Below are 24,779 nucleotides of genomic sequence, written 5' to 3' on the forward strand. Positions count from 1 at the left end.
CTGCCGCATCCACGTCGCAGCCGCTGCGACCCAGGCCCCCAGAGTCCCATGTGCTATTCCGCCCTGATCCGCGCTGACTACGCCAAGCTGGTACGCGAGTTCGGCGCCATCCTGTCGCTGGAGGAGTTCGCCGAACTGTACGCACACGATCCAGGCAAGAAGCGGCCGAAGACGCCGAAGGCGATGGATGACGGGTTCGCCGGTGCGCGTACCGAACAGGGCCGGGACATCGTGGCGAAGATCCAGCAATGGCATGCGCAGGAGCAGCAGGCGCTGGAGGCTGAACTGGTCCGGCAGCGCGAACGACGCGATATTGCCCATGCCACGCTGGCCACCCGGCCCACGCAGAAAGCGCGCAATGACCTGCGCGTGGCTGGCAACCGCATCGAGCGCGCGCAGGCCCGGCTGGACGACCTGCATCGGGTGCAGCTGCTGCCGCGCGACAACCGCATTTTCCCCGGCACCTACGCGCCGGTGATGGTCAGCGAGAACGGCCGGCGCGTGATCAAGCCGATGCGCTACCAGTGCCGGTTGCCGGACAAGCCGGCGCGCAACGACGTGCTGTACCCCGGCACCTACAACGCGCGGCGCGACAGCCTGGAAGGTTACTGGCGGGGTGCGTTCGGACTGCGCCACGGCGTGGTGGTGGTGCAGGCTTTCTACGAGCACGTGCCCCGCCACGCCATCGCCGGCCGCAGCCTCGGTGCCGACGAAAAGGAGCAGGACGTGGTGCTCGAATTCCGCCCCGATCCACCCCGCGACCTGCTGCTGGCCTGCCTCTGGGCGGAATGGGAAGGACCGGAAGGCCGCCTGCTTTCGTTTGCCACGATCACCGACACACCGCCCAGCGACGTCGCCGCTGCCGGGCATGACCGCGGCGTGGTACCGATCCGCAGGGAACACCTGGACGCCTGGCTCAACCCCGAACCGGATGATCTGGCGCGCCAGTACCGCATCCTCGATGACCGCGAGGAAATCCGTTACGTGTACGAGGAAGCGGGCTGAGCGCCGGACGCGAATGAAAAACCGCGCGTGGGCAGGGCTCCTGGATCAGGGGTTGCCGCCGCGCATCGCAGACGTGAGGATTCAGCCCCCGCAGCTTCCCCCTGCCGGTGCGTGGCGAGCGGCTCAGGCCTTGGCGCTGGAGCGTCCCACCGCACGCGCCAGCGCCCGCGACAGATCGGCCGACAGGTACGGCTTGACCAGCAACAGGCCGGCCAGCATCGGCGCAGGCAGCTGCTCGGCCAGCATCCCGGTGGCCAGCACGAACGGAATGCCACGCGCCGAAAGCGCTGCAGCCACTGGCTCACTGGTCTCGTTGCGGGCCAGCCGGTAATCCAGCAGGGCCACGTCAGGAGTGCTCTGCTCCAGCAGCCGCAGGGCCTCGGACACACTCGCGGCAAGCCCGACCACAGTCGCACCGGCATGCACCAGCTGCATCTGCAGCAGGGCCGCACTCATCTCGTCGTTCTCGACCACCAGCACCCTCAGGTCCTGCAACACTGTCATCAGCTACCGCTCCTGGAGGCAATTGCACGTCGGGAGTATAGCTACCAAGGGGCCAATGCCGACAGGAACCGCCCTGATAGGCTCTCCTACTAGGCATCTCCTGCCGACCTCGGTTACACTCGCACGCTGCCTGCCGGTGTGGCGGAATGGTATACGCAGCTGACTCAAAATCAGCCGGGGGTGACCCCATGAAGGTTCGAGTCCTTTCACCGGCACCACTGCATCAAAGGCCAGGTCCATGACCTGGCCTTTTGCATTTCCCGGACCGGAGCGCCGACACTGGCGAGGATGCCCCAGCATGCCCCTCCCACGCTCGCCGACATACTGCGCGCCCATCGCCACGTGCGGGGGCAGCCCCGCGACGTCTGGACGTACGCCCACGGCAACGCCGTCGTGTCACCCCGATGAAACGAAAATGTGACAGCCGACAAGGTTGCGAATAGCACTAGCGCACACTTTTCTTGCCAGCCTCACCTACTTCTGCCTATCGTGATCCCAGCCGGATCTGGGGGCGGGGGAATGCATGACGTTGCGTGCGGCACTGTTTTTCATGGTCACGCACGCGCTCGTCATTGCCTTGATCGGCCCGCAGGACCCGGTTGGCTCCTACCTGATGCTGATCACCGCCCCCCTTCTGGCCGCTCTGGCCTGCGTGCGACGCGCGCGCGACAGCCAGGCGGCCTGCAAGTGGCGAACGCTGGGCGCTGCCGTCGGCCTGTTCTCGCTGGCCCTGCTGGCCCTGCTGTATCGCAATGTGGCCGGCCTCAGCCCTGCGCAGATGACCGCCTCGTCGCTGATCCTGTATGTGTTCTACCGGATTCCGCTGACCTACGTTGCCGCCAGCCCAGGCGGCGGCAACCGCTGTATCCGTGCGGTGGACCTGGCGGTCATCGCGCTGCTGTGGTTGCTGTACTTCGTGCATACGCGGGCGATGGCACACCTCAACACCGCATTGTGGACGCAATGCCTGCACACCCTGAGCAACGTGCAGAACAGCCTGGTGTTCTGCTTCGCGCTGATCCGCTTCCTGGCCGAGGACAATGCCGACCGCCGCGACTTCTTCCGCACGTTGACGATCTACGCGCTCGGCTACTTCCTGATGGCGCTCTACATCAATACCTGGCAGCCGCAGGTACCCGATGGTGGCTGGGGCGACCTGCTGATCAGCGGGCTGTTCGTGCTGCTGGCAGTGCTGGCCGGCAGCACGTACCGCCCACCGGCGGTGGCTGTGCCGCGCAACCTCCGCCGCATCGTCGATGCCGGCGTGCCGCTGATGCTGCCGTTGCTGCTGATGATGGTGGCGCTGCTGGTGGCACGCCTGCAGCCGACCCTGGCCACCGTGGGGTTCATCGGTGCCATGCTCGGCCATGCCCTGCGCAGCGTGCTCACCCAGGTGCAGATCCAGCGTGAGCGCGACGAGCTGGCGCTGCTGGCCCGGCGCGATCCGTTGACCGGGCTCGGCAACCGGCGCAACTTCGATGAAGCGCTCGGCAGCGCGCACGGCCGCGCCCGTCGCCAGGGCGTGGGGCTGGCGGTGCTGATGATCGATATCGACCACTTCAAGCGACTCAACGACACCTACGGGCATCCGGAAGGTGATCGCCGCCTGCAGGCGGTCGCCGCGATCCTCGACGGCTGCCTGCAACGCGGTGATGACCTGCTGGCCCGCTACGGCGGCGAGGAGTTCATCGCCGCCCTGCCCGCGCCCGACATCGGCCACGCCCTGGGCCTGGGCGAGCGCCTGCGCGCCGCCGTGGAAGCCGCCGCCCTGCCCGCCGCCCAGGCCCACGTGACCATCAGCATCGGCGTGGCCTGGCAGGCCGCGCATGATGAGGGTGACCCGCGCAGCCTGGTCGAGCGTGCCGACCAGGCCCTGTACCGGGCCAAGCATGCCGGCCGCAACTGCGTGCACGCCGCCCCGGCCGTCGAGGCCGGGGAACAACACGCCGACCGCCGCGCCTAGACCGCGCGCAGCACCGCCGCACCATGCATGTGCCCCGCCCCACCCTGCACGCGGAAGCTGGCCACCGTCTGCAGCAGCTGCGCCGACTGTTCTTCCATGCTGCGCGCCGCGGCCGAAGCTTCCTCGACCAGCGCGGCGTTCTGCTGGGTGCCCTGGTCGATCAGATCGACGGCATGGTTCATCTGCTGGATGTCGTCGCTCTGCTGCTGCGCGGCCGTGCTGATCTCGGACATCAGGTCGCTGACCCGGCGCACGTTGACCACGATCTCGTCCATGGTGCGGCCGGCGCTCTCAACCTGCGCGGTACCGGCACCGACATTGGCCACCGACGCATCGATCAGCTGCTTGATCTCCTTGGCGGCACTGGCCGAGCGCTGCGACAGTTCCCGGATCTCGGTGGCGACCACGGCGAAGCCACGCCCGTGTTCGCCCGCACGCGCGGCTTCCACCGCGGCGTTCAGGGCAAGGATGTTGGTCTGGAAGGCGATGCCGTCGATCACGCCGATGATGTCGACGATGCGGCGCGAGGACGCGTTGATCACCGCCATGGTTTCCACCACTTCGTGCACTACGTTACCGCCGCGCGCGGCGACATCGGCGGCACCACCAGCCAGCTGACTGGCCTGCCGTGCGTTGGTCGCGGTGCGCTGCACGGTCTCGGCCAGGCCCTTCATCGACACCGCGGTCTCCTCCAGCGACGCTGCCTGCTGCTCGGTGCGCTGCGACAGATCGCTGTTGCCCTGCGCGATCTCGGTGGCACCGACGGCGATGGTGTCAGCGGCGAACTTGATCTGGCCGATGATCGCGGCCATCGCCTCGACCAGCGAATTCACCCCTTCGCACAGCTCGGCGATCGGCCCGGTCTTGTCGGCGGTGGCCACGCGCCGGGTCAGGTCGCCCTCCTTGGCGGCCGCCACCACTTCACGGGTCTGCGCCACGGCACGCTGCATGGCCTGGTTCTCATGCACCTGCGCGGTGATGTCGGTGGCGTACTTGACCACCTTGAACGGCTTCCCGTTGAGGTCCAGGATCGGGTTGTAGGACGCCTGGATCCAGACCTCGCGTCCGCCCTTGCCGAGGCGCCGGTACTGGCCGGCATCATATTCGCCACGGCCGAGCTTTTCCCAGAACTGCCGATACTCGGCACTGCTGCGATACTCAGGTTCGACGAACAGCGAGTGGTGCTGGCCACGCACATCATCCAGGCTGTAACCGGTGGCAGCCAGGAAGTTGTCGTTGGCCGACAGGATGCGGCCATCCATGCTGAACTCGATCACCGCCTGCGACTTGTCGATCGCCGCCAGCTGGCCGGCCGAGTCGGCCGCCTGCAGCTTCTGCGCAGTGATGTCAGTGGCGAACTTGACCACCTTGTACGGACGCCCCTGTCGGTCCAGCACCGGGTTGTACGAGGCCTGGATCCAGATCTCGCGCTGGTTCTTGCCAAAACGCCGGTACTGGCCCGCGTCATATTCGCCACGACCCAGCCGCGCCCAGAAGTCACGGTATCCGGCGCTGCGCGCCTGCTCGGGGTCGACGAACAGGGAATGATGCTTGCCCTGGATCTCCTCCAGCCGGTAACCCATCGCCTGCAGGAAGTTGTCGTTGGCCTGCAGGATGGTGCCATCAAGGGCGAACTCGATGACCGCCTGGACCCGGTGCAGCGCCGCGACCTGCGCCTCCAGCTCGGCACGGCCATCGGCCGCCGCCTCGACGCCGCTGCGGTGCTGCGGTGCCAGCGCGCCCAGCAGGGCGCGCCACGGCGACCAACGGGTATGCAGCTCGGCCGGCGCCTGCGCGCCCGCCGTAAAGCCTGGAATGAGCATTGTCTGATCCTCGGTGTCCGGTAAGCGGTTGCGACCCGACGGGCGGGATGCCCGGCGGCAACTTCAGTTGCTTGGGACTACAGGTACCGGCAGGCACCCCTCGAGCGGCTGGCAAGAACGTCTGGTGCGGGTGCGATCGGCATAGGGAGCGGCGGAACACACAGCGCGGGCCGCCCGTCGGGGGCAGCCTGGGGTCCTGCAGCGGGCGACTTGAGCGGGATCCAGAGGGAATATCGGCGATGCGATCGGTGGCTTTAGCCGGATTCCGCGACGTCCGTCGCATCTTCAGATGCTGCTGCAGGGATGCGGTAGACAATCGCGATGCACTTCACATTCTGCTCACGCGCGACAGGGGCACCGCCGAGCGGTTTCGCCAGGCGCCGGCTGGGCGGGTTCTGCTCGGCACCGGGTGTCGTCAGGGCATATGTCGCGCGTTGTCGCCGTCACTGGGCATAGCCTTGCCCGGCACGCGGATGCAGTTCAAGCGGAAAAGGTTTGCATGACCAACGGGAGATCCGATGGCAGATGAAACTGGCCAGCATGCAGCGAACCGCAGGACGCTCACTGACACGGAGATCGCATGTTCCCACGCCTGGCCAGTTTCCTCATCCTGGGCCTGTGCAGCAGCGGCGCCTTCGCTGCCGACGCCACCTACCGCCCCAGCTTCCATCCCGACCAGCTGAAGGGCCCGCCTGCCGGGCGCCCGAACGAAGTGCTGGTACTGGGCACCACCCACTTGTCCGGCCTGCCCAAGTCCTTCCAGCCCGCCTTGCTTGAACCGTTGCTGCAGCGACTGGTCGCCTGGAAGCCCGAGCTGATCGCCACCGAAGACCTGTCAGGCCTGCAGTGCGATTTCATGCGTCGCTACCCGGCACGCTATGCGGAGAGCGTGGCCACCTACTGCTTCGACACCACCGCTGCGCAGGCTGCGACCGGACTGGACGTGCCTACGGCGAACACCCAGGCCGAGCACCTGCTTGCGACCTGGCCGGACGAGCCGACGCCCGCCCAGCGTCGTCGGCTCGCAGCATTGTTCCTGGCAGCGGGTGAACGCGGCTCGGCGCAGGTGCAGTGGCTGCGCCTGCCTGCGTCCGAGCGCAAAGGCGGTGATGGACTGACACCTGCCTTGGTCGAGATCCTCGAAAAAGGCCTGGTTCGCCGCAATGAAACCCACCTGATCGCCGCCGAGGTCGCCGCCCGCCTCGGGCAGGAACGCCTGTGGGCCGTGGACGACCACACGGCCGATTCGCCCACGCCCGCCGAGGATGAAGCGGCGGCCAGCGCGGCCATCACCGGTGCCTGGAACAATACGCACTCGCGCGCGCGGCGGGAGGCCGATGAACGCCTCGTGGCCGATCTGGACAAGCCCGCCGGTGTCATGGCGCTGTATCGGGACTACAACAGCCCGGCGGCGGCGATGGCCGCCTACCAGAGCGACTTCGGCGCGACGCTCGTCGAGCCGTCCTCCAAGGCGTTCGGCCGGATGTACGTCGGTTACTGGGAAACCCGCAACCTGCGCATGGTCGCCAACATCCGCGACGTGCTGAGCCAGCATCCTGGCAGACGCATGCTGGCCATCGTGGGTGCCTCGCACAAGGGCTACTACGAGGCCTACCTCAATCAGATGCATGACGTGCGGCTGGTCAGTGCGGACACGGTATTGCGTTGACGGGAACAGGTGCCGGCCATGCGCCGGCGCTATCCTGCAAGGCCCGATTCGCAGGTGCCGACATGCTGAAAGTGATCGCCGAGGATTTCATCCATCCCGATGCGGTGGACACCGTGCTTCCCCTGTACCGGGAGCTGGTCGCATGCACGCTGCGCGAGCCGCGCTGCCTCGGCTATGAACTGTTCGTCGACCAGAAGGATCCGGGCCACTTCATCTTCATCGAGCTGTGGCCCGACCGCGCCGCGCTCGACCTGCACTGTGCCAGCGAACACTTCCAGCGCCTTGTGCCACAGATCAATGCCTTCCAGTGTGCGCCGTGCCGGTTCCTGCTGATGGATGCCGTACGGGTGTAGTGCCTGCAGCGGGATGCACATGATCGCTGCGGCCATGCCGCCACTGCAACAGGCAGGCCGCAACCGTGCAGGACAGGCTCAGGACCAGCAGCGCGACTGCACCTTGCTGCAACACGGGCAACAACGCCCGTGCGTGCAGGTCGCCGCGCAGCTGTTCGGCGCGTAGACAGGCGGCCAGCGCCAGGCACCAGCCGATCAGGGCCGGAATGAACTTGCGTACCGCAACCGGGTTCCAGGCATTCATGGAGGTTACCTGCGTGAGTGGAGTGCGCGCAGTATTCGCGCGCGTCCTCTCACAGGCTGAGATCAGTCCTCCGCGGCGTCGGGATCGTCACCCGGAAGCTGGGACAACTCGCCCTGCACCTGCACGTTGTTGCGCCCCATCGCCTTGGCCCGGTAGCACTGGGCATCGGCCGCAGCCACCGCCTGGTCCACGCTCATGCCGCCGGCCAGCGGCGCGATACCGATGCTGGCACCGATCCGCAGCCGGTCCTGGTCCCACGGAATGGACAGCGCGGCCAGGGTGTGCAGCAGCTCGCCCCCGATGCGGGCCGCACGCCGCGGCGTGCAACCGGACAGGATGACCGCGAATTCGTCGCCGCCCAACCGTGCCACCACGTCCGAATCGCGCACGCCATGGCGCAGCACGCTGGCCACCGCCCACAGCACGGCATCGCCGGCCAGATGGCCCCAGGTGTCGTTGACCGGCTTGAAGCGGTCCAGATCGATGTACATCAGCGAGGCAGCCTGGCCGGTGCGCTCCACGCGGGTGATCGCCTGCTGCAGGTGTACCTCGAAACCGCGGCGGTTGCTCAGTTCGGTGAGCGGATCGATCTCGGCCAGGTGGCGGGCTTCGCGCTGGCGTGCCCGCTGCTGGGTGTCGTCGCGCAGCACCCACACCGCGCCGCGCACGTGGCCTTCGTCATCGCGCAGCCAGGCGCGGGTCAGGTCCACCGGCACCGTTGCCGTGCCCAGGCGCAGCAGCAGGTCGGCGTGCAGGTCCACCGCGTTGCTCTCCGGGTCCAGCAGCACCGTCACATCCAGTACCGAACCGGGCGCGTACTCGGTGGTCAGCGCCAGCACGTCCTGAACCTTGTGCCCGGCCAGCGACAATGCGCCATCACCGGCCAGGGTGCGCACCGCAGCCGCGTTGGCGTAGTCGATGCGGCCATCAAGGCTGACGCTGAGCACCAGGTCGGCCACCGCATCCAGCGTGATTCGGCTGCGTTGTTCACTCTCGAACAGGCGCTGCTCGCTGCTGCGCTGGGCGGTGATGTCCTGGATCTGCGACACGAAATGCAGCGGTTCGCCATGCTCGTTGCGCACCAGCGACACCGACAGCCGCGCCCAGATGATGCGGCCGTCGCGGTCGAGGTAGCGCTTTTCCAGGTGATAGTGGCTGCGTCGCCCGGCCAACAGGTCCTGTACCAGGGCCAGGTCGGTCTGCAGGTCATCGGGATGGGTCAGGCGCTGGAAATCGACCTGCAGCAGCTCTTCTCGCGGGTAGCCCAGTATCCGGCACAGCGCGTCGTTGACATCCAGCCAGCGTCCTTCCAGCGACACCAGTGCCATGCCCAGTGCGGCGGAGGTGAACGCGCCAGCGAACTTCTCTGCCGAAAGTCGTGCTTCGGCGCGTGCCTGCAGGATCTCGGTAATGTCGATGGCCATGCCGACGTAGCCGATGCGCGTTCCATCGGCACTCTCCATGCGGCTGATCGACAGGCGTACCTGGCGTGACTGGCCATCCTTGCGCAGCAGCGTCCACTGCCGCGAGTAGGTCTGCCCGTCGGCACGCGCGCTCAGCGCCTCGAACACGCCGGGAAGATTGCCATCAGCATCAGCCAGCGGCTGCAACCACGCTTTCAGTTCGGCTGGATCGTGGAAGGCGTCGAGCCGGCGCTGGCCGACCACCTCCGCCGCGCTGTAGCCCAGCAGGCGCTCCGCCCCCGTGTTGAACAGGGTGATGGTGCCATCGGTATCGGTGGCGATCACCGCCACCTCATCGGACGCATCGACCACGGCCTGCAGGCGCTGCCGGGTCTCGGCCGCGTCCTGCCTTGCCTGCTGCAGTTCGGTGACATCGGCATGGGCACCGGCCATCCACAGCGGCTTGCCCTGCCCGTCCCATTCAAAGACCCGGCCACGGTCCTGGATCCAGATCCACTGGCCGTTCCTGTGGCGCATGCGCAGCAGGCAGGCGTAGTTGTCGCTGCGCCCTTCGAAATGGTCGTCCAGCGCTGCATCGGACAGCGCAATGTCATCGGGATGGACCAGCTTCAGGAACGTCTTCTGGCAGATCGGTTCCAGCTCATCCAGGCGATAACCGACAATCTCGGCCCAGCGCGCATTGACCCGCATCTCGCCGGTCTGCACGTTCCATTCCCAGGTACCCGCAGCGGTACCGTCGATGATCATCGCCAGCCGGCGACGCTCTTCAGCCAACGCCTGCAGGCGGCGCTCCAGCAGTCCATTGCCGTGGGTGCCCTGGCCCGGCATCACTCCGGTCCCCTGCCGGCACGGGCAGGCGCCGACCGCAGCGAAGCACTGCGGCCTGCAACGAAGACGGCGGGTCGTGCTGGCGTCATGGTCCTCCCCAGCGACAGCGGGGAGGCCAAACGCCCCCCTCAGGCGCAAGTGTGCGCAATCACGGGGAAAACCGACAAGTCCCCCGACCCGGATCAACCGTGACGGGGGGCACGATCCTCAGCTGCGCTTGGCCCGGGCAAAGGCTTCGGCCAGGGCATTGTTGGCCGGCGGCGCAGACTGGGCCGGACGGCCGCCAGCGCCCTGGCCGCGGTTCGGTCCACGGTTCTGGCCGCCAGCGTCACGGCGCGGCCCTTGGCCCTGGCCCCGCTCATCGCGCTGGCCCGGGCGGCTGGTGGCCTGGCCCGGGGTATCGTCCAGGCGCCGGGTCAGGGCGATGCGCTTGCGCGCCACGTCCACCTCCAGCACCTTCACCTTGACGATGTCACCGGCCTTGACCACGTCGCGCGGGTCCTTCACGAAGGTATCGGCGAGCGCCGAGATGTGGATCAGGCCGTCCTGGTGCACGCCGATATCGACAAAGGCCCCGAAGGCGGCCACGTTGCTGACCACGCCCTCCAGCACCATGCCCTCGCGCAGGTCCTTGATGTCCTCGACGCCCTCGGCGAAGCGCGCCGCCTTGAACTCCGGGCGCGGGTCGCGGCCCGGCTTTTCCAGTTCCTTTAGGATGTCGCGCACGGTCGGGACGCCAAAGGTGTCGTCGGTGAACTGTTCTGCCTTCAGGCCACGCAGGAAGCTGCCGTCACCGATCAGCGCCTTGATCGGGCGCGCGGTGCTGGCCACGATGCGCTCAACCACCGGATAGGCTTCGGGGTGTACCGCCGAGGCGTCCAGCGGCTGGTCGCCATCGGCGATGCGCAGGAAGCCGGCGCACTGCTCGAAGGTCTTCTCGCCCAGGCGCGCGACCTTCAGCAGGTCCTTGCGGCGCTTGAACGGGCCGTTGTCGTCGCGATGGCGCACGATGTTCTCGGCCACCGTGGCCGACAGGCCGGACACCCGGGACAGCAGCGCGGCCGAGGCGGTGTTGACATACACGCCGACCGCGTTCACGCAGTCCTCCACGCGCGCGTCCAGCGCCCGCGCCAGGCGGTACTGGTCCACGTCGTGCTGGTACTGGCCGACACCGATCGCCTTGGGTTCGATCTTGACCAGTTCGGCCAGCGGGTCCTGCAGGCGACGAGCGATCGATACCGCGCCACGCAGCGACACGTCCAGCCCCGGGAACTCCTTGGCCGCGAACTCGGAGGCCGAGTACACCGAGGCGCCCGCCTCGCTGACCACGACCTTCTGCAGCTTCGGGTTGGCGGCAGCCTTGATCGCTTCGCCGGCCAGCTTGTCGGTTTCGCGGCTGGCGGTGCCATTGCCGATCGCGATCAGCTCCACGTTGTGCTTGGCGCACAGCTGCTTGATCGTCTGCACCGACTGCTCCCACTGGCGGCGCGGTTCGTGCGGGTAGATGGTGTCGGTGGCGACCAGCTTGCCGGTGGCATCGACCACGGCGATCTTGCAGCCAGTACGGATGCCGGGGTCCAGGCCCAGCACAGTCTTCGGGCCGGCCGGTGCGGCCAGCAGCAGGTCCTTCAGGTTGTCGCCGAACACCGCGATGGCTTCGGCTTCGGCCTTTTCGCGGGCCTGGTTGAACAGGTCCAGCAGAAGATGGGTGTGCAGCTTGGCGCGCCAGGTCAGGCGGCAGGCATCCAGCAGCCAGCGGTCGGCGGCACGCCCCCGGTCGGCGATGCCGGCCTTGCGTGCCACCCGACCCTCGGCGTACTGGTGGCCCGCTTCGGCATCGCTGCCCGGGTCCAGTTCCAGGAACAGGATCTCTTCGCGGCGCGCGCGGAACAGCGCCAGCAACCGGTGCGAGGGAATCTTCGCCAGAGATTCGGCATGTTCGAAATAGTCGCGGTACTTGGCGCCTTCGGTTTCCTTGCCCTCGGCCACGCGGGCACGGATCACGCCGGTCTCGCCCAGCCAGGTGCGCAGCTCGCCAACCAACGCGGCATCTTCGCCCCAGCGCTCCATCAGGATCGCGCGGGCGCCTTCCAGCGCGGCCTTGGTGTCGGCCACACCCCTGTCGGTATCGACGAAGGTGGCCGCGAACGTCTGCGGGTCCTGCGTCGGATCGGCCAGCAGGCCATCGGCCAGCGGCTCCAGACCGGCCTCGCGGGCGATCTGGGCGCGGGTACGTCGCTTGGGCTTGTAAGGCAGGTACAGGTCTTCCAGCCGGCTCTTGGTATCGGCGGCCAGGATGTCATTGCGCAGCTCGTCGCTGAGCTTGCCCTGCTCGCCGATGCTGGCCAGCACCGCCGCACGGCGGTCCTCCAGCTCGCGCAGGTAGGTCAGCCGGGTTTCCAGGCTGCGCAGCTGGGTGTCGTCCAGGCCACCGGTCACTTCCTTGCGGTAGCGCGCGATGAACGGAACGCTGGCGCCCTCGTCGAGCAGGCCGACGGCGGCGCGTACCTGGGCGGACTGGGCACCGATCTCGTCGGCGATGGTCTGGGCGATCTGCTGGGCGAGCGCGCTCTGGGCGTTCTTGGCGTCGTGCATTGCTTCAGGTCTGAGCCGCGTTACGGGAAGAGCCCATTCTGGCAACCGACGACGGAGCCGGACAAGGCATTGACAGGGGACGGGGTTCAGCGGCGTAGCCGGAGTGGACGCCGGCATCCTGGCAAAGAGCGGGCCCGGACTGGCCCGGGGCTGGGATGCCGGCGCGGGCGCGCGATGGTGGGCGCGCCCTGCCGCGTGTTGCGAAGGTCAGCGGTAGTGGCGGGCAGCGCGCTGCATGACGATCTCGTCACGCATGCCTTCCAGGGCCATCAGGCGGACCTTGCCGACACCCTGCAGTTCCATGAACCGCTCCGTGTAGAACTCCGGCCCCAGCGCGGTGTCGGCGCGGGATTTGCTGAAGCCGTAGGGCACCACGCCCTTCTCGCCATCCTTGCTACCACCGACATAAAGAACGATTGCCATGTGATGTATTCCTCCAAATTGCTACTGCGTACTGCACTCGATGAGCGATGCTGCGAGCTCATCGGGGGAGAGCTTACCGCGTCGAACCTGACTGGAACGTCACGAAGGCTAATGACGATCGGTTGCATGCAGATGACTGCGGGATCGCAGCAGAATGCTTACGGATCCTTAACTTCCGGCTAACGATCCGTGGGGGATTCCCGCCAACGGCGCAGCCCCTCGTGGGTGGTCGTGTAACGCGTTTCATGTGATTGGGCCGCGCACCCACCTCGCCCGGCCCCTGACAGTTTTTCGGGCACGTCCAGCCACGGAAAAGAAAAAAGAAGACCAAAAGCAAAAGCGGAATGGCCGGCTCGCTTCTTGTAGAGCCGAGCCCACGCTCGGCTGCTTTCCGGCCAGTCCGCGAAGCCGAGCGCAGGCTCGGCTCTACACAAGCAAGCGCAGCGCGCGACCCGCTTTTGCTGTTCTTTATCTCTTCTGTGGCTGGACGCGCACGGAATCTGTCAGCGGCCGGGTGGGTGGGGGTGGCGGGGTATCCGCGGCATGGGTCGGGCGCATGCGCCCGACGGGTTGGGCAGGACGCCCAACCCCGGTCTTGCCGTGTGCGCAGGACAGCGCACACGTGCAAGCCGCGGCCAAGCCCCCCATGGATGGGTTCACGGCGTCCCCGCTGGCCCCACCCACCCGGCCAGCCCCCAGGAAGCAGGCATTCCGCGACCAAGCCACGAGGGGCGGCGTCGTTGGCTGGAAACTACGGCCACCAGCCGTGCCCGAACCGGGCGAAATGATCGGCCGCCCGCTCGAACGGATTGCGCGCACTCACCCCGCCACACAGCAGGTACACCGGCAGGTACAGCGGCCCCAGCACCATGTACTGGTAGACATGCGCACGCTCATGGTCGTCCAGCCGGATCAGCGGCTCCACGCCCCACCCCGCCTGATGCGCGTAGGTCCGGCAGGAAATGCCAAGATCGTGGCCCGTGTGCAGGATCACATTGCCCAAGGTGATCGCCCCACCCGGCCCCCACGGCCAGCGGTCGAACACCAGCGCGCAGTCACGCCCGCTCCAGCGCAATGTCGCGCCGCCGAGCATGCCGGCCAACCCACCCATCAGGCCGATCAGGGTGTTGGGCAGGGTCCACACCGCGCCCAGCACCTGCAGCGCGCGCAGCCAGATCGGCCAAGGCCGGGAGGCGGTGTTCAATCGGCCTCGTTCGGCATCAGCAGCCACAGGATCAGGTAGACCAGGATGCCGGGGAAGGCCGCCGAGGCCAGCGACAGCAGCACGTAGACCACCCGCAGGAGGGTGGCATTCCAGCCGAAGCGATGGGCAATGCCACCCATCACGCCGGCGATCATGCGGTCGTTCAATGAACGCGACAGTGTCTTGGGCGTGGTGTTCATGGCGGCGGCTCCGGGCAACGGACAGGGCAGTCGAGCGTGGCTCGACTCTACACCCTGCCCATGTCTACGGCGTGCGGTGACGCAGCGCCTGCAGGCGCGCACCGAACCAGGTGGCTGCGGTCTGTTCAGGCTGCCCCGGGCACTGGATGCGATAGGGTTTGCCGCTCATGCTGCTCTGGCTGGCGGCGCGCTCGATGAACTGCTCGGCGCTGTCCACCATGTCCTTCTTCAGCAGATAGTCGTACTTGCGCTGCAGATGCGCGCGCGCATCGCCGCCGTCGTACCAGCTGCCATTGCGCTGGAACCGGCACTGGGAGCCGTCCAGGCTGGCGATCAACTGGGCGATCTCCCGCCGTGCATCCGCACTGGGTGCGGCCTGGGCAAGGGGCGCTGCCAGCAGTACCGCAAGAATCAACAAAACCCGGTACGTCATCATCCCTCCAAGTCAGTCGAGCAGGGCTCGACTCTACAGGTCGCGCGCCTTCAGCCAACCATCGATCGTGGCCGGCACTTCGCGCTGCGCGCGCCCGGACACGTAGATGCCGATATGGCCACCGCGGAAGCTGGACTCGGTGTAGTCGTCCGTGCCCAGGCGCCCGCGCATCGCGCGCGAGGCGTCCGGCGGCACCAGATGATCCTGCTCGGCGTAGATGTTCAGCACCGGCAGCGTCACCTGCGACAGGTCCACTGCTTCCTCGCCGATCCTTACCGTGCCCTTCATCAGGCCATTGGCCTGGTAGAACTGCTTGATGAAATCGCGGAACGCCTCGCCCGCCAGGTCCGGCGAATCGAAGATCCACTTCTCCATGCGCAGGAAGTCCTCCAGCGCCGCCTTGTCATCGAGGATGTCGAGCAGGCCGACGTACTTCTGCACGTTCAGGCGGAACGGCTTGAGCATCAGGTAGCTGGCGTTCATCAGGTCGGCCGGGATGTTGCCCAGCGTATCGACCAGCAGGTCCACGTCCACCTGCCGCGCCCAGTGCGAGAGCATGTTGTCGGCGGTCTGGAAATCGACCGGGGTGACCATGGTGATCAGCTTGCCCAGCTTCTGTTGGCGCAACGCTGCGTAGCACAGCGCGAACACGCCGCCCTGGCAGATGCCGAGCAGGTCGACCGGGCCACCACTGCGCACGCGCAGCGCATCGACCGCTCCGTCGATGTAGCGCAGCAGGTAGTCCTCCAGGGTCTGGAAGCGTTCGGACCGGTCCGGGTAGCCCCAGTCCAGCACGTACACGTCCTGGCCCAGCGCCAGCAGCTTCTGCACCAGCGAACGGTCGGCCTGCAGGTCGACCATGTACGGCCGGTTGACCAGCGCGTAGACGATCAGCAGCGGCGTGCGCCGGGTCGGCGCCTGCTCACCGACGAAGCGATACAGCACCACCTTGCCGTCGCGCCAGACTTCCTCGCGCGCGGTCACGCCATAGTCCACGTCTTCCACCTGCGGCAGCAGCTTCAGCCCTTCCATCAGCTTGCGCTGCATGGCCAGGCTCTCCTGCATCAGGTCATCGGCGTTGAAGCCCAATGGTCCCTTCATCGGTCACGCGCCCGAGCGGAAGCGCGAGGTGCGGCCTTCTTCGCAGATGTCTTCTTTGCAGATGTCCTCTTCGCAGGCGCCTTCTTTGCCGGCGCGGCCTTCTTCGCGGCCTTGCGCGCAGTTGGCTTCACCTTCGCCGGCGCCGGCTGCGCCACCGGATCGACCTCAGCGGTTCCAGCCAGCACAGCCACCTGCGCCTGCAGGCGGCGCAGGCTGCGCTCCAGCTCGGCGATGCGGCGGTGTGCGGCATCCATCTCGCTCCGGGTCGGCAGGCCGATCCGTTCACTCATCTGTTCCACCTCCCGCTGCAGGCCGGCGCGCAGGCGCATCTGCGCGTTGCCCAGCGAGGCGTACACCTGCTGGAACGGTTCGGACATGGCGACCTTGGCGTAGGCCTCCTCGGCAACTTCGATCCACAGGTCGAACATCGCGCGGGCGCTGGTCAGCTGGCTGCCGGGCTGTTCGTGCTCGGCCAGGCGCTGCTCGAACAGCGCAAAGGCTTCGTCCAGTGCCTGCTTGATCTGATCGACATAGGCGCGCGAATGCTGCTGGTATTCCTCCTGCGCACGCAGCAGGGCCTGCCAGCGCGCCTGGTGCTCGCGGCCGGGGCCGAATGCCGGGCTCTGCAGCCACGGGCCCGCCTGCAGCTGGAACTGCTGCAGCCAGGCGGCGAATTCGGGTATCGCGGCGCCGGCGTGCGTGCTGCCACGGGCGCCCTGCAGCATCCACTGGAGCATGCCGTCGCCCTGCCCCTGCACCGCCTCGCGCCAGGCCTGGGCCACATCGGCACTGCTGGCGTCGCGGCCCGCAAACCGTGCGGCGACCTCCTGCATGGTGCCGTACCAGCTGCCCGCCTGTTCGCGGAACCGGCGCACGGCATCTTCCGGCGCGCCCTGCGCCTGCTCGGGCAACAGCTGGCCCCACCAGTCGAACAACCGCTGCCAACTGCCGGGATCGTCACCGGCGGGTGCGCCGGGCGTGCTCGCATGGCGCAGGGCATCGCCCCAGGCGCCGAAATACTGCCGGGCCAGGGTTTCGAAATCGCTGCTGCCGGTGTCGTGGGCCGAGCTGGTCATCGCAGGCCTCCGCAGGGCTGGCTCATGGCTTGGGAATACGCAAGGTCTTGCTGATCATCAGCGACCCGGACAGGGCGAACAACAGCACCATCGGGTGCAGCTGCCACGGGCCGATCTGCCACTGGCCGAACCAGATGTTCTGGCCGATGGCATCGGTGCCGGCGGCAATCGCCAGTACGATCACCAGCACCAGGCTGGTCGGGATCGGGGTGCCCTCGAAATACGTGACCTTGCCCTCGTCGCCGGCGAGCGCCTCGGCAGTGACGTTGTAGCGTGCCAGGCGGCTGACGCCGCAGCAGACGAAGTAGCTCAGCACCAGCCAGTCCCATCCGCCCTGCATGCCGCAGGCATAGGCCAGCGCCGCCGGCGCCACGCCGAAGGAGATCACGTCGGACAGCGAGTCCAGCTCGCGGCCCAGGGTGGAGCTGGACTTGCGCCAGCGCGCGATGCGCCCGTCGAGGGCGTCGAAGATGAAGGCCAGCGGGATCAGCGCCATGCCGAACAGCAGATAGCCGCGCTCGCCGTCCTGCAGGAAGCGCATCGCGGCAAAGACCGCACCGGTGCCGCAGAAAGCATTGGCCAGGGTGAACCAGTCGGCCAGCTGGAATTCGCGCAGCATCGAGAAGTGACGTTTCATGGGGTCTCACGGAGCATCAAGGCCCACAGGTTACCGCGAGCGCCGCCGCTGGCGACAGCGCTGGCTCAGCCGATCCTTCACCGCCCCCTCACCCGCCGTCACCGGCGGTGAATTTTTCGCCACCCATCTTGACAGCCTAGGGGGGTGGCGCCTGTCGGGGCTTATCCACAAAGTTGCCCACGCGTAATCCACACCCCCTGTGGACAACCAGATCTCACCGACTGCGACGGTGGACATTTCCTCATCACTCGTCCGCGGGGTTTCCCTACTTCCCAAGCCGCAGAGTCGGCGCTATGGTCACCGGCGGGCCCGCCGCCGCCGCGTCCGATTCCTGGTGACGGGCGGCGATGATGCCGGATGCTTCCACCTGCCGCTGGCGCAGCGGCCCTGAAGTGGTAGAGCCGGCCGCTGGCCGGCTGCCCCGACCGTTCCGCGTTGCCGGCCAGCGGCCGGCACTACCCAGCCTGCACCCGCCGCCAGCGCTCGAAACAGAACACCTGCATCACCAGCATCGCCAGCAACCCCAGCGGCCACGCCCACCACACGCCGGCCAGCCCGTGCTGCGCCTGCATCCACATCGCCAGCGGCAGCTCCAGCAGCAATACCGCCGCCATGCCCAGCAGCGCTGGCCGCCATACCGTGCCACTGCCGCGCATCACTCCTACCAGCACGGTGCTGCCGCCCATCGCCAGCACGCCCCATGCCACCGTGCGCAACTGCAGCGTCGCCAGTTCACGCGCTTCGGCAGCCACCAGGATCAGGCCGGTCAGCCAGGGCGCAAGCACCATCACCAGCAGCACCACTGCACTCAGCATCGCCAGTCCAAGCAGCACGCCGGTGCGGGCGATGGCCGGCAGCCGTGCCGTACGCCCTGCACCCATCGCATGCGCCGCGAGGATGGTGGCGGTAATGCCCAGCGACATCGCCGGCAGCTGCACCCAGCTCATCAACTGGTTGACCGCACCGTAGGCGGCCGTGGCCGTGTAGCCGTAGCGGTTGATCCAGCCCAGCAATACGATCTCGGCAATGGCCAGGCTGAGCATCTGCAGCGAAGACGGTACGCCGATGCGCAGCATCGCGCGGATGAGCGCGCCATCGAAACGGATGGCACGCAACTGCTCGCGCCGTGGCGCCAGGGGATGTCCTACCCGATGCCAGCGCCACAGCAACCAGCCCAGGGCCAACAATGAGGCAAACGCCGCCGATACAGCCGCACTGGCCGACCCCAGCCGCGGCAGGCCGGTCCAGCCCAGGATCAGCAGCGGCGTGCACAGCAGGCCGACCGCCGTGGCCAGCAGCAGCGCCTGCAGCGGCGTCTTTGCATCGCCCACTGCGCGGCTCACGGCAGTGGCCAGCCACAGCAGGAAGAACACCGGAGCCGCCAGCAACAGCACGCGCGCGTACACGATGGACTCGCCGAGGATCGCTGCCGGCGTGCCCAGTGCCGCCAGCAGCTGTGGCGCGAAACCGCCGCCCAGGGCCATCACCAGCACCGACAACAGCAGGATCAGCGCCACCGCGCTGCCGGCCACCGCGCGCGCCTGTTGCGGGCGGCCCGCGCCCCAGGCCTGGCCGATCAGCACCATCGCGCCCGTGGCCAGGCCCATCACCAGGGCCAGCAGCAGGAAAAAGACCGGGAAGAACGCCGCGGCCGCAGCCACCGCCTGTGTGCCAAGCAGGTGGCCGAGATAGATGTTGTCCAGCGTGCCTGCGGCCAGCTGCAACGCATTGGTCAGCAGCATCGGCAGCAGCAGCGTCAGGTAGGTGCGCCACAGCGGGGGTGCTGCCGGAGGTGTCGGATGTACAGGGGGGCTCATGGGATTCTCTGGGCAAGGCGCCGCCCTGCCCGGCGTTTCCGCCAGCAAAGCAAGCACAGGGGAAGCGGGCCGCGGCCCGCGATCAGATGACGCCGTCGCTCAGCAACGGCGCGATGGCTCAGCCGTCAGCGTCTTCGAACGCCAGCCGCAGGGCGTGGTCGCGCACATCCCTGGGCCAGGAATGCAGCGCCGCTTCCAGGCCCGCGCGGTCATGCGCGAACAGCACCCGAATGGCCTCCTCGAAGCCCGGCAGGTCACCGGCGATGGCCTGCAGGAAGTGATAGGTACGCTCGCTGTGGCGGCGCTGCCGATCCTCGTCGGCACCGGCACGGCTGGCCGCTTCCACCAGCCTGCGCAGCACCACCGAAGCCCCACCCGGCTGTTCGGCCAACCACGCCCAATGCCGCGGCAGCAGCGTCACTTCGCGGGCGACCACGCCCAGTCTGGGGCGGCCACGGCCACGCGGGGTTGCGGGCGCCTCTCCGGTAGTGACGTCGGCATCCGCCTCCACGGCGGAGGGAAACGCTTCGGTCACCCGTGCCAGCAGCTCTGTGTCGCTGCCGCGCGTGTCGAAATCGCGGGTTCGCCCGCTGGCGTTGTCGAACACCAGCAGCGGACCGGCTGCGTTGTCGGCACGCAGTTGTTTCAACGCCAGCGCTGCCACTTCCGGCGTGCCGGAAGCGACCAGGCGATGGCCGTCGAAACAGCTGAAGGGAGGAAGTCGGGACACAGGCATGGCAATGGCATCAGAGGCGATGCGTGAATATTGCCCGGGTAATTTCACCGAGTCAATATTGTCCGGGTATTAATTTGCCAGAAGAGCGTGCCAACCAAGGTTGGCACCCACCCGATTCGTCACCTCACAGCCGGCTGTAGGACCAACTGACCATGCGGCCGTCCTTGTACGGCATCACGCCGTGGAACGGGCGCGGGTCGGCGTCGAACACCAGCGGCAGGAAGTTGCGGTCGCCCTCCCACATCGGCAGCGTGTCCAGCTTGTCCAGGTCCACCCACTCCAGCGTGCCCTCGTGGTTGCCGCCGTGCGGGGTGCCTTCGAAAGTGTCGATGACGAACACGAAGCCCAGCCAGTCTTCACCGTGCTTGCCGAAGCCCGGCCAGCTGAGGGTGCCGCGCAGGCGCATGCCGGTGCAGTCGATGCCGGCTTCCTCGGCGATCTCGCGACGCATGCTGGCTGCCACGTCCTCGTCCGCTTCGATCTTGCCGCCCAGCCCGTTGTACTTGCCCAGGTGGTGGTCACCCGGACGGGTGTTGCGATGGATCATCAGCACCTGGCGACGATCAGGCGACAGCACGTAGCCCAGGGTGGCGACGATCGGGGTGTACGGCATGGGCGGCATCCAGCGGCAGGTCAGCCGTGGATTATGGCCGATCAGCGCACCAGCGACAGGCGGCGCTCGGCGGGTGTGCCTGCGCCATCGGGATCGCGGCGCAGGGTGGCCACGCCGTGACCGCGCTCAGCCAGGTATTCCAGCCACTTGCCGAGGAAGGTGTTCATCCGCATGCGGTGGCTGATCAGCTCGGCCGGCGGCGGGTACAGGCCCATCGTGTCCTGCCAGCGGCGGCCGACGTAGCAATGGGTGGTCTCGGCCTGGCGTGCGTCACGGTAAAGACGCACATACGCCGAGGGATCCGGCTCACCGGTGACCGGGTCAGCCAGGTCGTAGGTCAGGCGCAGTTCCACCGTGTAGCGGTGGCACTCGATCACGTCCAGGCGTACGTCCAGGCCGTCGCCGATCGAGGAAATGTAGCTGCCCGCCACCAATCCGGCCGGTTCGAACAGGCGCACCAGATGGCGGTAGTTCTCCGCGTACAGGCCCATGAGCCAGCTCAACCGGCTCAGGCGGGGAATACGTTCGGTGCGGGGCGAGGCTTGGGCCATGGGTCGATCCTACACGTTGGTGCTTCAACGTGGGGGCGCCTCAAGCCACAGCCAACCCGACAACGACGATCCCCGTGTAGAGCCGAGCCCATGCTCGGCTGCTGTTCGGGAAGAACCCGGCGGCCCAGCCGAGCGTGGGCTCGGCTCTACAGGGCGAAGTGCGGCGCGCCGGAAAGGCTCAATACAGCTCGCGCTGCAGCCCCAGCGTGGCCAGCACCTTGCTGGAAATCTCCTCGATCGAGGTATGCGTGGTGCTCAGGGTCGGGATCCGCTCCATGCGGAACATGGTCTCGGCCGCAGCCACCTCGCGCTTGCAGGTCTCCAGGTTGGCGTAGCGCGAGTTCGGACGGCGCTCCTGGCGGATCTGCTGCAGCCGGTCCGGATCGATGGTCAGGCCGAACAGCTTGCGCCGGTAATTGCGCAGTCGCGGCGGCAGGCGATCGCTTTCCAGGTCTTCGTCGGTCAGCGGGTAGTTGGCCGCGCGTACCCCGTAATGCAGGGCCAGGTAGATGCAGGTCGGCGTCTTGCCCGCGCGCGACACCGCCACCAGGATCACGTCGGCATCGTCGTAGTTCACCGCGATGCCGTCGTCATGGGTCAGGGCGAAGTTCATCGCGTTGATGCGACGGTGGTAGGTATCGAAATCGACCATGCCGTGGGCCTGGCCGACCCGGGCCAGGCGCGGGCTGGCCAGTTCACGCTCCAGCGGCTCGATGAACGGCGCGAACACATCCAGCATCAGCGCCCCGCTGTCGGCCAGGATCAGGCTCAGGCTCTGGTCCACGCAGGAGTTCACCACGATCGGCCGGACCTGGTAGCGCTCCCCTGCCGCCTGGATCCGGGCACAGGCTTCACGCGCTTTTTCGGGGTCGTCGACAAACGACATGCGGTCGGTAATGAAGCTGAACCCGGAGAACTGGGTCAGCAGGCTATGCCCAATGGTTTCAGCGGTGATACCGGTTCCATCGGAAACGTAGAACACCGGACGGATGGTCGACATGCGCGCTTTTACCCCCTACGAAGCTTAAAAAGGCCGCCAGCACAAGCTTGTGCCGACGGTGCTCTGCCCGGCATCATATCGGCTTCTTCCTACGGACGCGGCCACTCAGCCCGCCTCGGGCGATGGCCAAACGGAGCATCGCGCTTGAACGAGAACATCCTGTGGTTGCACGAACTGCGTCTGGCCGATCTGGCCCGCGTAGGCGGCAAGAATTCGTCGCTGGGCGAGATGATCGGCAACCTGGCCGGTCTGGGCGTTTCGGTGCCGGGCGGTTATGCCACCACCGCTGAAGCCTTCAAGGACTTCATTGCGCACAACGATCTGTCCAAGCGCATCTTCGACAGGCTGGCCACGCTGGACGTCGAGGACGTCAACGCGCTGACCGCCGCCGGCAAGGAAATCCGCAGCTGGGTGATCGATGCGCCGCTGCAGCCGCAGCTGGACCAGGACATCCGCACCGCTTACGCCAAGCTGAGCGCCGACAACGGCGGCGGCGATGTGGCCGTGGCCGTGCGTTCCTCGGCCACCGCCGAGGATCTGCCGGATGCCTCCTTCGCCGGCCAGCAGGAAACCTTCCTCAACGTCACCGGTGCCGACGACGTCGTGCACAAGGTCAAGGAAGTGTTCGCCTCGCTGTACAACGACCGCGCCATCGCCTACCGCGTGCACCACGGCTTCAAGCATGAGGATGTGTTCCTGTCCGCCGGCGTGCAGCTGATGGTGCGTTCGGGCGTCGGTTCGTCCGGCGTGCTGTTCACCCTGGACACCGAGTCCGGCTTCCGCGACGTGGTGTTCGTCACCTCTTCGTTCGGCCTGGGCGAAATGGTCGTGCAGGGCGCGGTCAATCCCGACGAGTACTACGTCTACAAGCCCACCCTGCAGGCCGGCAAGCCGGCGATCCTGCGCCGCTCGCTCGGCAGCAAGGCGATCCGCATGGTGTATTCCGATGTTCCGGGTGAGCGCGTCAGGATCGAGGACACCCCGGCCGAGCTGCGCAACACCTTCTCGATCAGCGACGAGGACGTGCAGGAACTGTCCAAGCAGGCGCTGGTCATCGAAAAGCACTACGGCCGCCCGATGGACATCGAGTGGGCCAAGGACGGTGTCAGCGGCAAGCTGTTCATCGTGCAGGCGCGCCCGGAAACGGTGAAGTCGCGCAGCCACGCCACCCAGATCGAGCGCTTCGCGCTGACCGAGAAGGGCGGCAACGTGCTGGCCGAAGGCCGCGCCGTCGGCGCCAAGATCGGCTCGGGCGTGGCCCGCGTGGTGAAGACGCTGGACGACATGAACCGCGTGCAGCCGGGCGACGTACTGATCGCCGACATGACCGATCCCGATTGGGAACCGGTGATGAAGCGCGCTTCGGCCATCGTCACCAACCGTGGCGGCCGTACCTGCCACGCCGCGATCATCGCGCGCGAGCTGGGCGTGCCGGCCGTGGTCGGTTCGGGCAACGCCACCAAGGTGATCGAAGATGGCCAGCTGGTCACCGTCAGCTGCGCTGAAGGTGATACCGGCTTCATCTACGAAGGAAAGCTCGGCTTCGAGCGCACCACCACCGATCTGGGCAACATGCCGCCGGCACCGCTGAAGATCATGATGAACGTGGCCAACCCGGAACGTGCCTTCGACTTCGGCCAGCTGCCGAACGCCGGCATCGGCCTGGCCCGCCTGGAAATGATCATCGCCAGCCACATCGGCATCCACCCGAACGCGCTGCTGGAATACGACCGCCAGGATGCGGCGACCAAGAAGAAGATCGACGAGAAGATCGCCGGCTACGGTGATCCTGTCAGCTTCTACGTGGACCGCCTGGCCGAAGGCATCGCCACGCTCACCGCCTCGGTTGCACCGAACCCGGTGATCGTGCGCCTGTCGGACTTCAAGTCCAACGAGTACGCCAACCTGATCGGCGGCAGCAACTACGAGCCGCACGAAGAAAACCCGATGATCGGCTTCCGCGGCGCCAGCCGTTACGTCGACCCGAGCTTCTCGGCCGCCTTTGCGCTGGAGTGCAAGGCCGTGCTGCGCGTGCGCAACGAAATGGGCCTGGACAACCTGTGGGTCATGATTCCGTTCGTGCGCACCCTGGAAGAAGGCCGCAAGGTCGTCGAGGTGCTGGAACAGAACGGCCTGAAGCAGGGCGAGAACGGCCTGAAGATCATCATGATGTGCGAAGTGCCGTCCAACGCACTGCTCGCCGATGAGTTCCTGGAGATCTTCGACGGCTTCTCGATCGGCTCCAACGACCTGACCCAGCTCAGCCTGGGCCTGGACCGCGACTCGTCGATCGTCGCGCACCTGTTCGACGAACGGAACCCGGCAGTGAAGAAGCTGCTATCGATGGCGATCAAGGCCGCACGCGCCAAGGGCAAGTACGTCGGCATCTGCGGCCAGGGCCCGTCCGATCACCCGGATCTGGCCGAATGGCTGATGCAGGAAGGCATCGAGTCGGTGTCGCTGAACCCGGACACCGTGGTCGATACCTGGCTGCGCCTGGCCAAGCTGAAGGCCAACGGCTGATGCCGTAATGGGCTGACGTCGCTTTCATCGACGTCCGCACATACTGCTGCCGCACGC

At 67.1% G+C, this 24,779-nt stretch carries 22 protein-coding genes and 1 tRNA gene; 7 read left to right on the plus strand and 16 right to left on the minus strand.

Features of this window, described 5'->3' with window-relative positions:
• The first annotated feature begins 48 nt into the window (after positions 1 to 48).
• Positions 49 to 1,005, plus strand: coding sequence for an SOS response-associated peptidase family protein (locus tag AC5P8F_RS17305; protein ID WP_049404942.1), 957 nt, complete (start codon positions 49 to 51; stop codon positions 1,003 to 1,005).
• Between the two features lie 123 nt (positions 1,006 to 1,128).
• Here the strand turns inward: AC5P8F_RS17305 and AC5P8F_RS17310 are convergent, their stop codons facing one another.
• Positions 1,129 to 1,509 (minus strand): response regulator, encoded by a 381-nt coding sequence (locus AC5P8F_RS17310; RefSeq protein WP_032957303.1) that lies wholly within the window; start codon positions 1,507 to 1,509, stop codon positions 1,129 to 1,131.
• A gap of 132 nt (positions 1,510 to 1,641) precedes the next feature.
• Between AC5P8F_RS17310 and AC5P8F_RS17315 the strand changes: the two genes are divergently transcribed.
• Positions 1,642 to 1,727: transfer RNA gene (locus AC5P8F_RS17315), tRNA-Leu, on the plus strand.
• Positions 1,728 to 2,032: 305 nt separating this feature from the next.
• A complete protein-coding gene (locus AC5P8F_RS17320; RefSeq protein WP_014647535.1) occupies positions 2,033 to 3,472 on the plus strand; it encodes a GGDEF domain-containing protein in 1,440 nt (479 codons plus the stop codon).
• On the opposite strand, the gene AC5P8F_RS17325 is transcribed toward AC5P8F_RS17320, so the two are convergent.
• A complete protein-coding gene (locus AC5P8F_RS17325) occupies positions 3,469 to 5,295 on the minus strand; it encodes a methyl-accepting chemotaxis protein (RefSeq protein ID WP_495220552.1) in 1,827 nt (608 codons plus the stop codon). The two genes, AC5P8F_RS17320 and AC5P8F_RS17325, sit on opposite strands and share 4 nt — an antisense overlap.
• 580 nt (positions 5,296 to 5,875) lie before the next feature.
• On the opposite strand from AC5P8F_RS17325, the gene AC5P8F_RS17330 reads away from it, so the two are divergent.
• From AC5P8F_RS17330 to AC5P8F_RS17340, 3 genes are all read left to right on the plus strand, one after another.
• Positions 5,876 to 6,964 carry a DUF5694 domain-containing protein gene (locus AC5P8F_RS17330; protein ID WP_495220551.1) on the plus strand — a complete coding sequence of 363 codons (1,089 nt, stop codon included), beginning with the start codon at positions 5,876 to 5,878 and terminating at the stop codon, positions 6,962 to 6,964.
• A 62-nt stretch (positions 6,965 to 7,026) separates the two neighbouring features.
• The gene (locus AC5P8F_RS17335; RefSeq protein ID WP_046431272.1) at positions 7,027 to 7,317 is read left to right on the plus strand and encodes a putative quinol monooxygenase; all 291 of its coding nucleotides are present in this window, start codon (positions 7,027 to 7,029) and stop codon (positions 7,315 to 7,317) included.
• Between the two features lie 19 nt (positions 7,318 to 7,336).
• Positions 7,337 to 7,483 (plus strand): hypothetical protein, encoded by a 147-nt coding sequence (locus AC5P8F_RS17340; protein WP_495228644.1) that lies wholly within the window; start codon positions 7,337 to 7,339, stop codon positions 7,481 to 7,483.
• Positions 7,484 to 7,623: 140 nt separating this feature from the next.
• Here AC5P8F_RS17340 and AC5P8F_RS17345 read toward each other — a convergent pair whose 3' ends face one another.
• From AC5P8F_RS17345 to ppsR, 14 genes are all read right to left on the minus strand, one after another.
• Complete coding sequence (locus AC5P8F_RS17345; protein WP_014647539.1) at positions 7,624 to 9,813, minus strand: PAS domain S-box protein; 2,190 nt, start codon at positions 9,811 to 9,813, stop codon at positions 7,624 to 7,626.
• Between the two features lie 207 nt (positions 9,814 to 10,020).
• Entirely contained in the window at positions 10,021 to 12,408 is a 2,388-nt protein-coding gene (locus tag AC5P8F_RS17350; RefSeq protein WP_495220550.1) for a Tex family protein, read from the minus strand.
• A gap of 207 nt (positions 12,409 to 12,615) precedes the next feature.
• The gene (locus AC5P8F_RS17355) at positions 12,616 to 12,831 is read right to left on the minus strand and encodes a hypothetical protein (RefSeq protein ID WP_005410085.1); all 216 of its coding nucleotides are present in this window, start codon (positions 12,829 to 12,831) and stop codon (positions 12,616 to 12,618) included.
• 751 nt (positions 12,832 to 13,582) lie between these two features.
• The gene (locus AC5P8F_RS17360) at positions 13,583 to 14,035 is read right to left on the minus strand and encodes a hypothetical protein (RefSeq protein WP_169412771.1); all 453 of its coding nucleotides are present in this window, start codon (positions 14,033 to 14,035) and stop codon (positions 13,583 to 13,585) included.
• The gene (locus tag AC5P8F_RS17365) at positions 14,032 to 14,235 is read right to left on the minus strand and encodes a PspC domain-containing protein (protein ID WP_014647543.1); all 204 of its coding nucleotides are present in this window, start codon (positions 14,233 to 14,235) and stop codon (positions 14,032 to 14,034) included. The genes AC5P8F_RS17360 and AC5P8F_RS17365 overlap by 4 nt, the downstream gene beginning before the upstream one ends.
• Positions 14,236 to 14,299: 64 nt before the next feature.
• Entirely contained in the window at positions 14,300 to 14,668 is a 369-nt protein-coding gene (locus AC5P8F_RS17370) for a YfeK family protein (RefSeq protein WP_014647544.1), read from the minus strand.
• 33 nt (positions 14,669 to 14,701) lie between these two features.
• The gene (phaC, locus tag AC5P8F_RS17375) at positions 14,702 to 15,769 is read right to left on the minus strand and encodes a class III poly(R)-hydroxyalkanoic acid synthase subunit PhaC (RefSeq protein ID WP_046431281.1); all 1,068 of its coding nucleotides are present in this window, start codon (positions 15,767 to 15,769) and stop codon (positions 14,702 to 14,704) included.
• The gene (phaE, locus tag AC5P8F_RS17380) at positions 15,766 to 16,845 is read right to left on the minus strand and encodes a class III poly(R)-hydroxyalkanoic acid synthase subunit PhaE (RefSeq protein ID WP_495220549.1); all 1,080 of its coding nucleotides are present in this window, start codon (positions 16,843 to 16,845) and stop codon (positions 15,766 to 15,768) included. The genes phaC and phaE overlap by 4 nt, the downstream gene beginning before the upstream one ends.
• 22 nt (positions 16,846 to 16,867) lie before the next feature.
• Positions 16,868 to 17,482 carry a CDP-alcohol phosphatidyltransferase family protein gene (locus AC5P8F_RS17385; protein ID WP_014647547.1) on the minus strand — a complete coding sequence of 205 codons (615 nt, stop codon included), beginning with the start codon at positions 17,480 to 17,482 and terminating at the stop codon, positions 16,868 to 16,870.
• Between the two features lie 455 nt (positions 17,483 to 17,937).
• Positions 17,938 to 19,299, minus strand: a complete 1,362-nt coding sequence (locus AC5P8F_RS17390; protein WP_495220548.1) for an MATE family efflux transporter — start codon at positions 19,297 to 19,299, stop codon at positions 17,938 to 17,940.
• Between the two features lie 118 nt (positions 19,300 to 19,417).
• Positions 19,418 to 20,035 carry a DUF2239 family protein gene (locus tag AC5P8F_RS17395; RefSeq protein ID WP_032956104.1) on the minus strand — a complete coding sequence of 206 codons (618 nt, stop codon included), beginning with the start codon at positions 20,033 to 20,035 and terminating at the stop codon, positions 19,418 to 19,420.
• Between the two features lie 124 nt (positions 20,036 to 20,159).
• Positions 20,160 to 20,648 (minus strand): NUDIX hydrolase, encoded by a 489-nt coding sequence (locus AC5P8F_RS17400; protein ID WP_014647550.1) that lies wholly within the window; start codon positions 20,646 to 20,648, stop codon positions 20,160 to 20,162.
• A gap of 41 nt (positions 20,649 to 20,689) precedes the next feature.
• A complete protein-coding gene (locus tag AC5P8F_RS17405; protein ID WP_032956108.1) occupies positions 20,690 to 21,199 on the minus strand; it encodes a DUF1249 domain-containing protein in 510 nt (169 codons plus the stop codon).
• Positions 21,200 to 21,377: 178 nt separating this feature from the next.
• Entirely contained in the window at positions 21,378 to 22,199 is an 822-nt protein-coding gene (ppsR, locus tag AC5P8F_RS17410) for a posphoenolpyruvate synthetase regulatory kinase/phosphorylase PpsR (RefSeq protein ID WP_014647552.1), read from the minus strand.
• 144 nt (positions 22,200 to 22,343) lie between these two features.
• Between ppsR and ppsA the strand changes: the two genes are divergently transcribed.
• Positions 22,344 to 24,722, plus strand: a complete 2,379-nt coding sequence (gene ppsA, locus AC5P8F_RS17415) for a phosphoenolpyruvate synthase (protein ID WP_014647553.1) — start codon at positions 22,344 to 22,346, stop codon at positions 24,720 to 24,722.
• Positions 24,723 to 24,779 lie beyond the last annotated feature (57 nt).

The sequence above is a fragment of the Stenotrophomonas sp. YJH_SMC_69 genome (assembly GCF_059370495.1).

Coding starts and splice junctions, on each gene's coding strand:
- AC5P8F_RS17305 (WP_049404942.1), top strand. CDS start 49: ATGTGCTATTCCGCCCTGATCCGCGCTGACTACGCCAAGCTGGTACGC.
- AC5P8F_RS17310 (WP_032957303.1), bottom strand. CDS start 1,509: ATGACAGTGTTGCAGGACCTGAGGGTGCTGGTGGTCGAGAACGACGAG.
- AC5P8F_RS17320 (WP_014647535.1), top strand. CDS start 2,033: ATGACGTTGCGTGCGGCACTGTTTTTCATGGTCACGCACGCGCTCGTC.
- AC5P8F_RS17325 (WP_495220552.1), bottom strand. CDS start 5,295: ATGCTCATTCCAGGCTTTACGGCGGGCGCGCAGGCGCCGGCCGAGCTG.
- AC5P8F_RS17330 (WP_495220551.1), top strand. CDS start 5,876: ATGTTCCCACGCCTGGCCAGTTTCCTCATCCTGGGCCTGTGCAGCAGC.
- AC5P8F_RS17335 (WP_046431272.1), top strand. CDS start 7,027: ATGCTGAAAGTGATCGCCGAGGATTTCATCCATCCCGATGCGGTGGAC.
- AC5P8F_RS17340 (WP_495228644.1), top strand. CDS start 7,337: ATGATCGCTGCGGCCATGCCGCCACTGCAACAGGCAGGCCGCAACCGT.
- AC5P8F_RS17345 (WP_014647539.1), bottom strand. CDS start 9,813: ATGCCGGGCCAGGGCACCCACGGCAATGGACTGCTGGAGCGCCGCCTG.
- AC5P8F_RS17350 (WP_495220550.1), bottom strand. CDS start 12,408: ATGCACGACGCCAAGAACGCCCAGAGCGCGCTCGCCCAGCAGATCGCC.
- AC5P8F_RS17355 (WP_005410085.1), bottom strand. CDS start 12,831: ATGGCAATCGTTCTTTATGTCGGTGGTAGCAAGGATGGCGAGAAGGGC.
- AC5P8F_RS17365 (WP_014647543.1), bottom strand. CDS start 14,235: ATGAACACCACGCCCAAGACACTGTCGCGTTCATTGAACGACCGCATG.
- AC5P8F_RS17370 (WP_014647544.1), bottom strand. CDS start 14,668: ATGACGTACCGGGTTTTGTTGATTCTTGCGGTACTGCTGGCAGCGCCC.
- phaC (WP_046431281.1), bottom strand. CDS start 15,769: ATGAAGGGACCATTGGGCTTCAACGCCGATGACCTGATGCAGGAGAGC.
- phaE (WP_495220549.1), bottom strand. CDS start 16,845: ATGACCAGCTCGGCCCACGACACCGGCAGCAGCGATTTCGAAACCCTG.
- AC5P8F_RS17385 (WP_014647547.1), bottom strand. CDS start 17,482: ATGAAACGTCACTTCTCGATGCTGCGCGAATTCCAGCTGGCCGACTGG.
- AC5P8F_RS17390 (WP_495220548.1), bottom strand. CDS start 19,299: ATGAGCCCCCCTGTACATCCGACACCTCCGGCAGCACCCCCGCTGTGG.
- AC5P8F_RS17395 (WP_032956104.1), bottom strand. CDS start 20,035: ATGCCTGTGTCCCGACTTCCTCCCTTCAGCTGTTTCGACGGCCATCGC.
- AC5P8F_RS17400 (WP_014647550.1), bottom strand. CDS start 20,648: ATGCCGTACACCCCGATCGTCGCCACCCTGGGCTACGTGCTGTCGCCT.
- AC5P8F_RS17405 (WP_032956108.1), bottom strand. CDS start 21,199: ATGGCCCAAGCCTCGCCCCGCACCGAACGTATTCCCCGCCTGAGCCGG.
- ppsR (WP_014647552.1), bottom strand. CDS start 22,199: ATGTCGACCATCCGTCCGGTGTTCTACGTTTCCGATGGAACCGGTATC.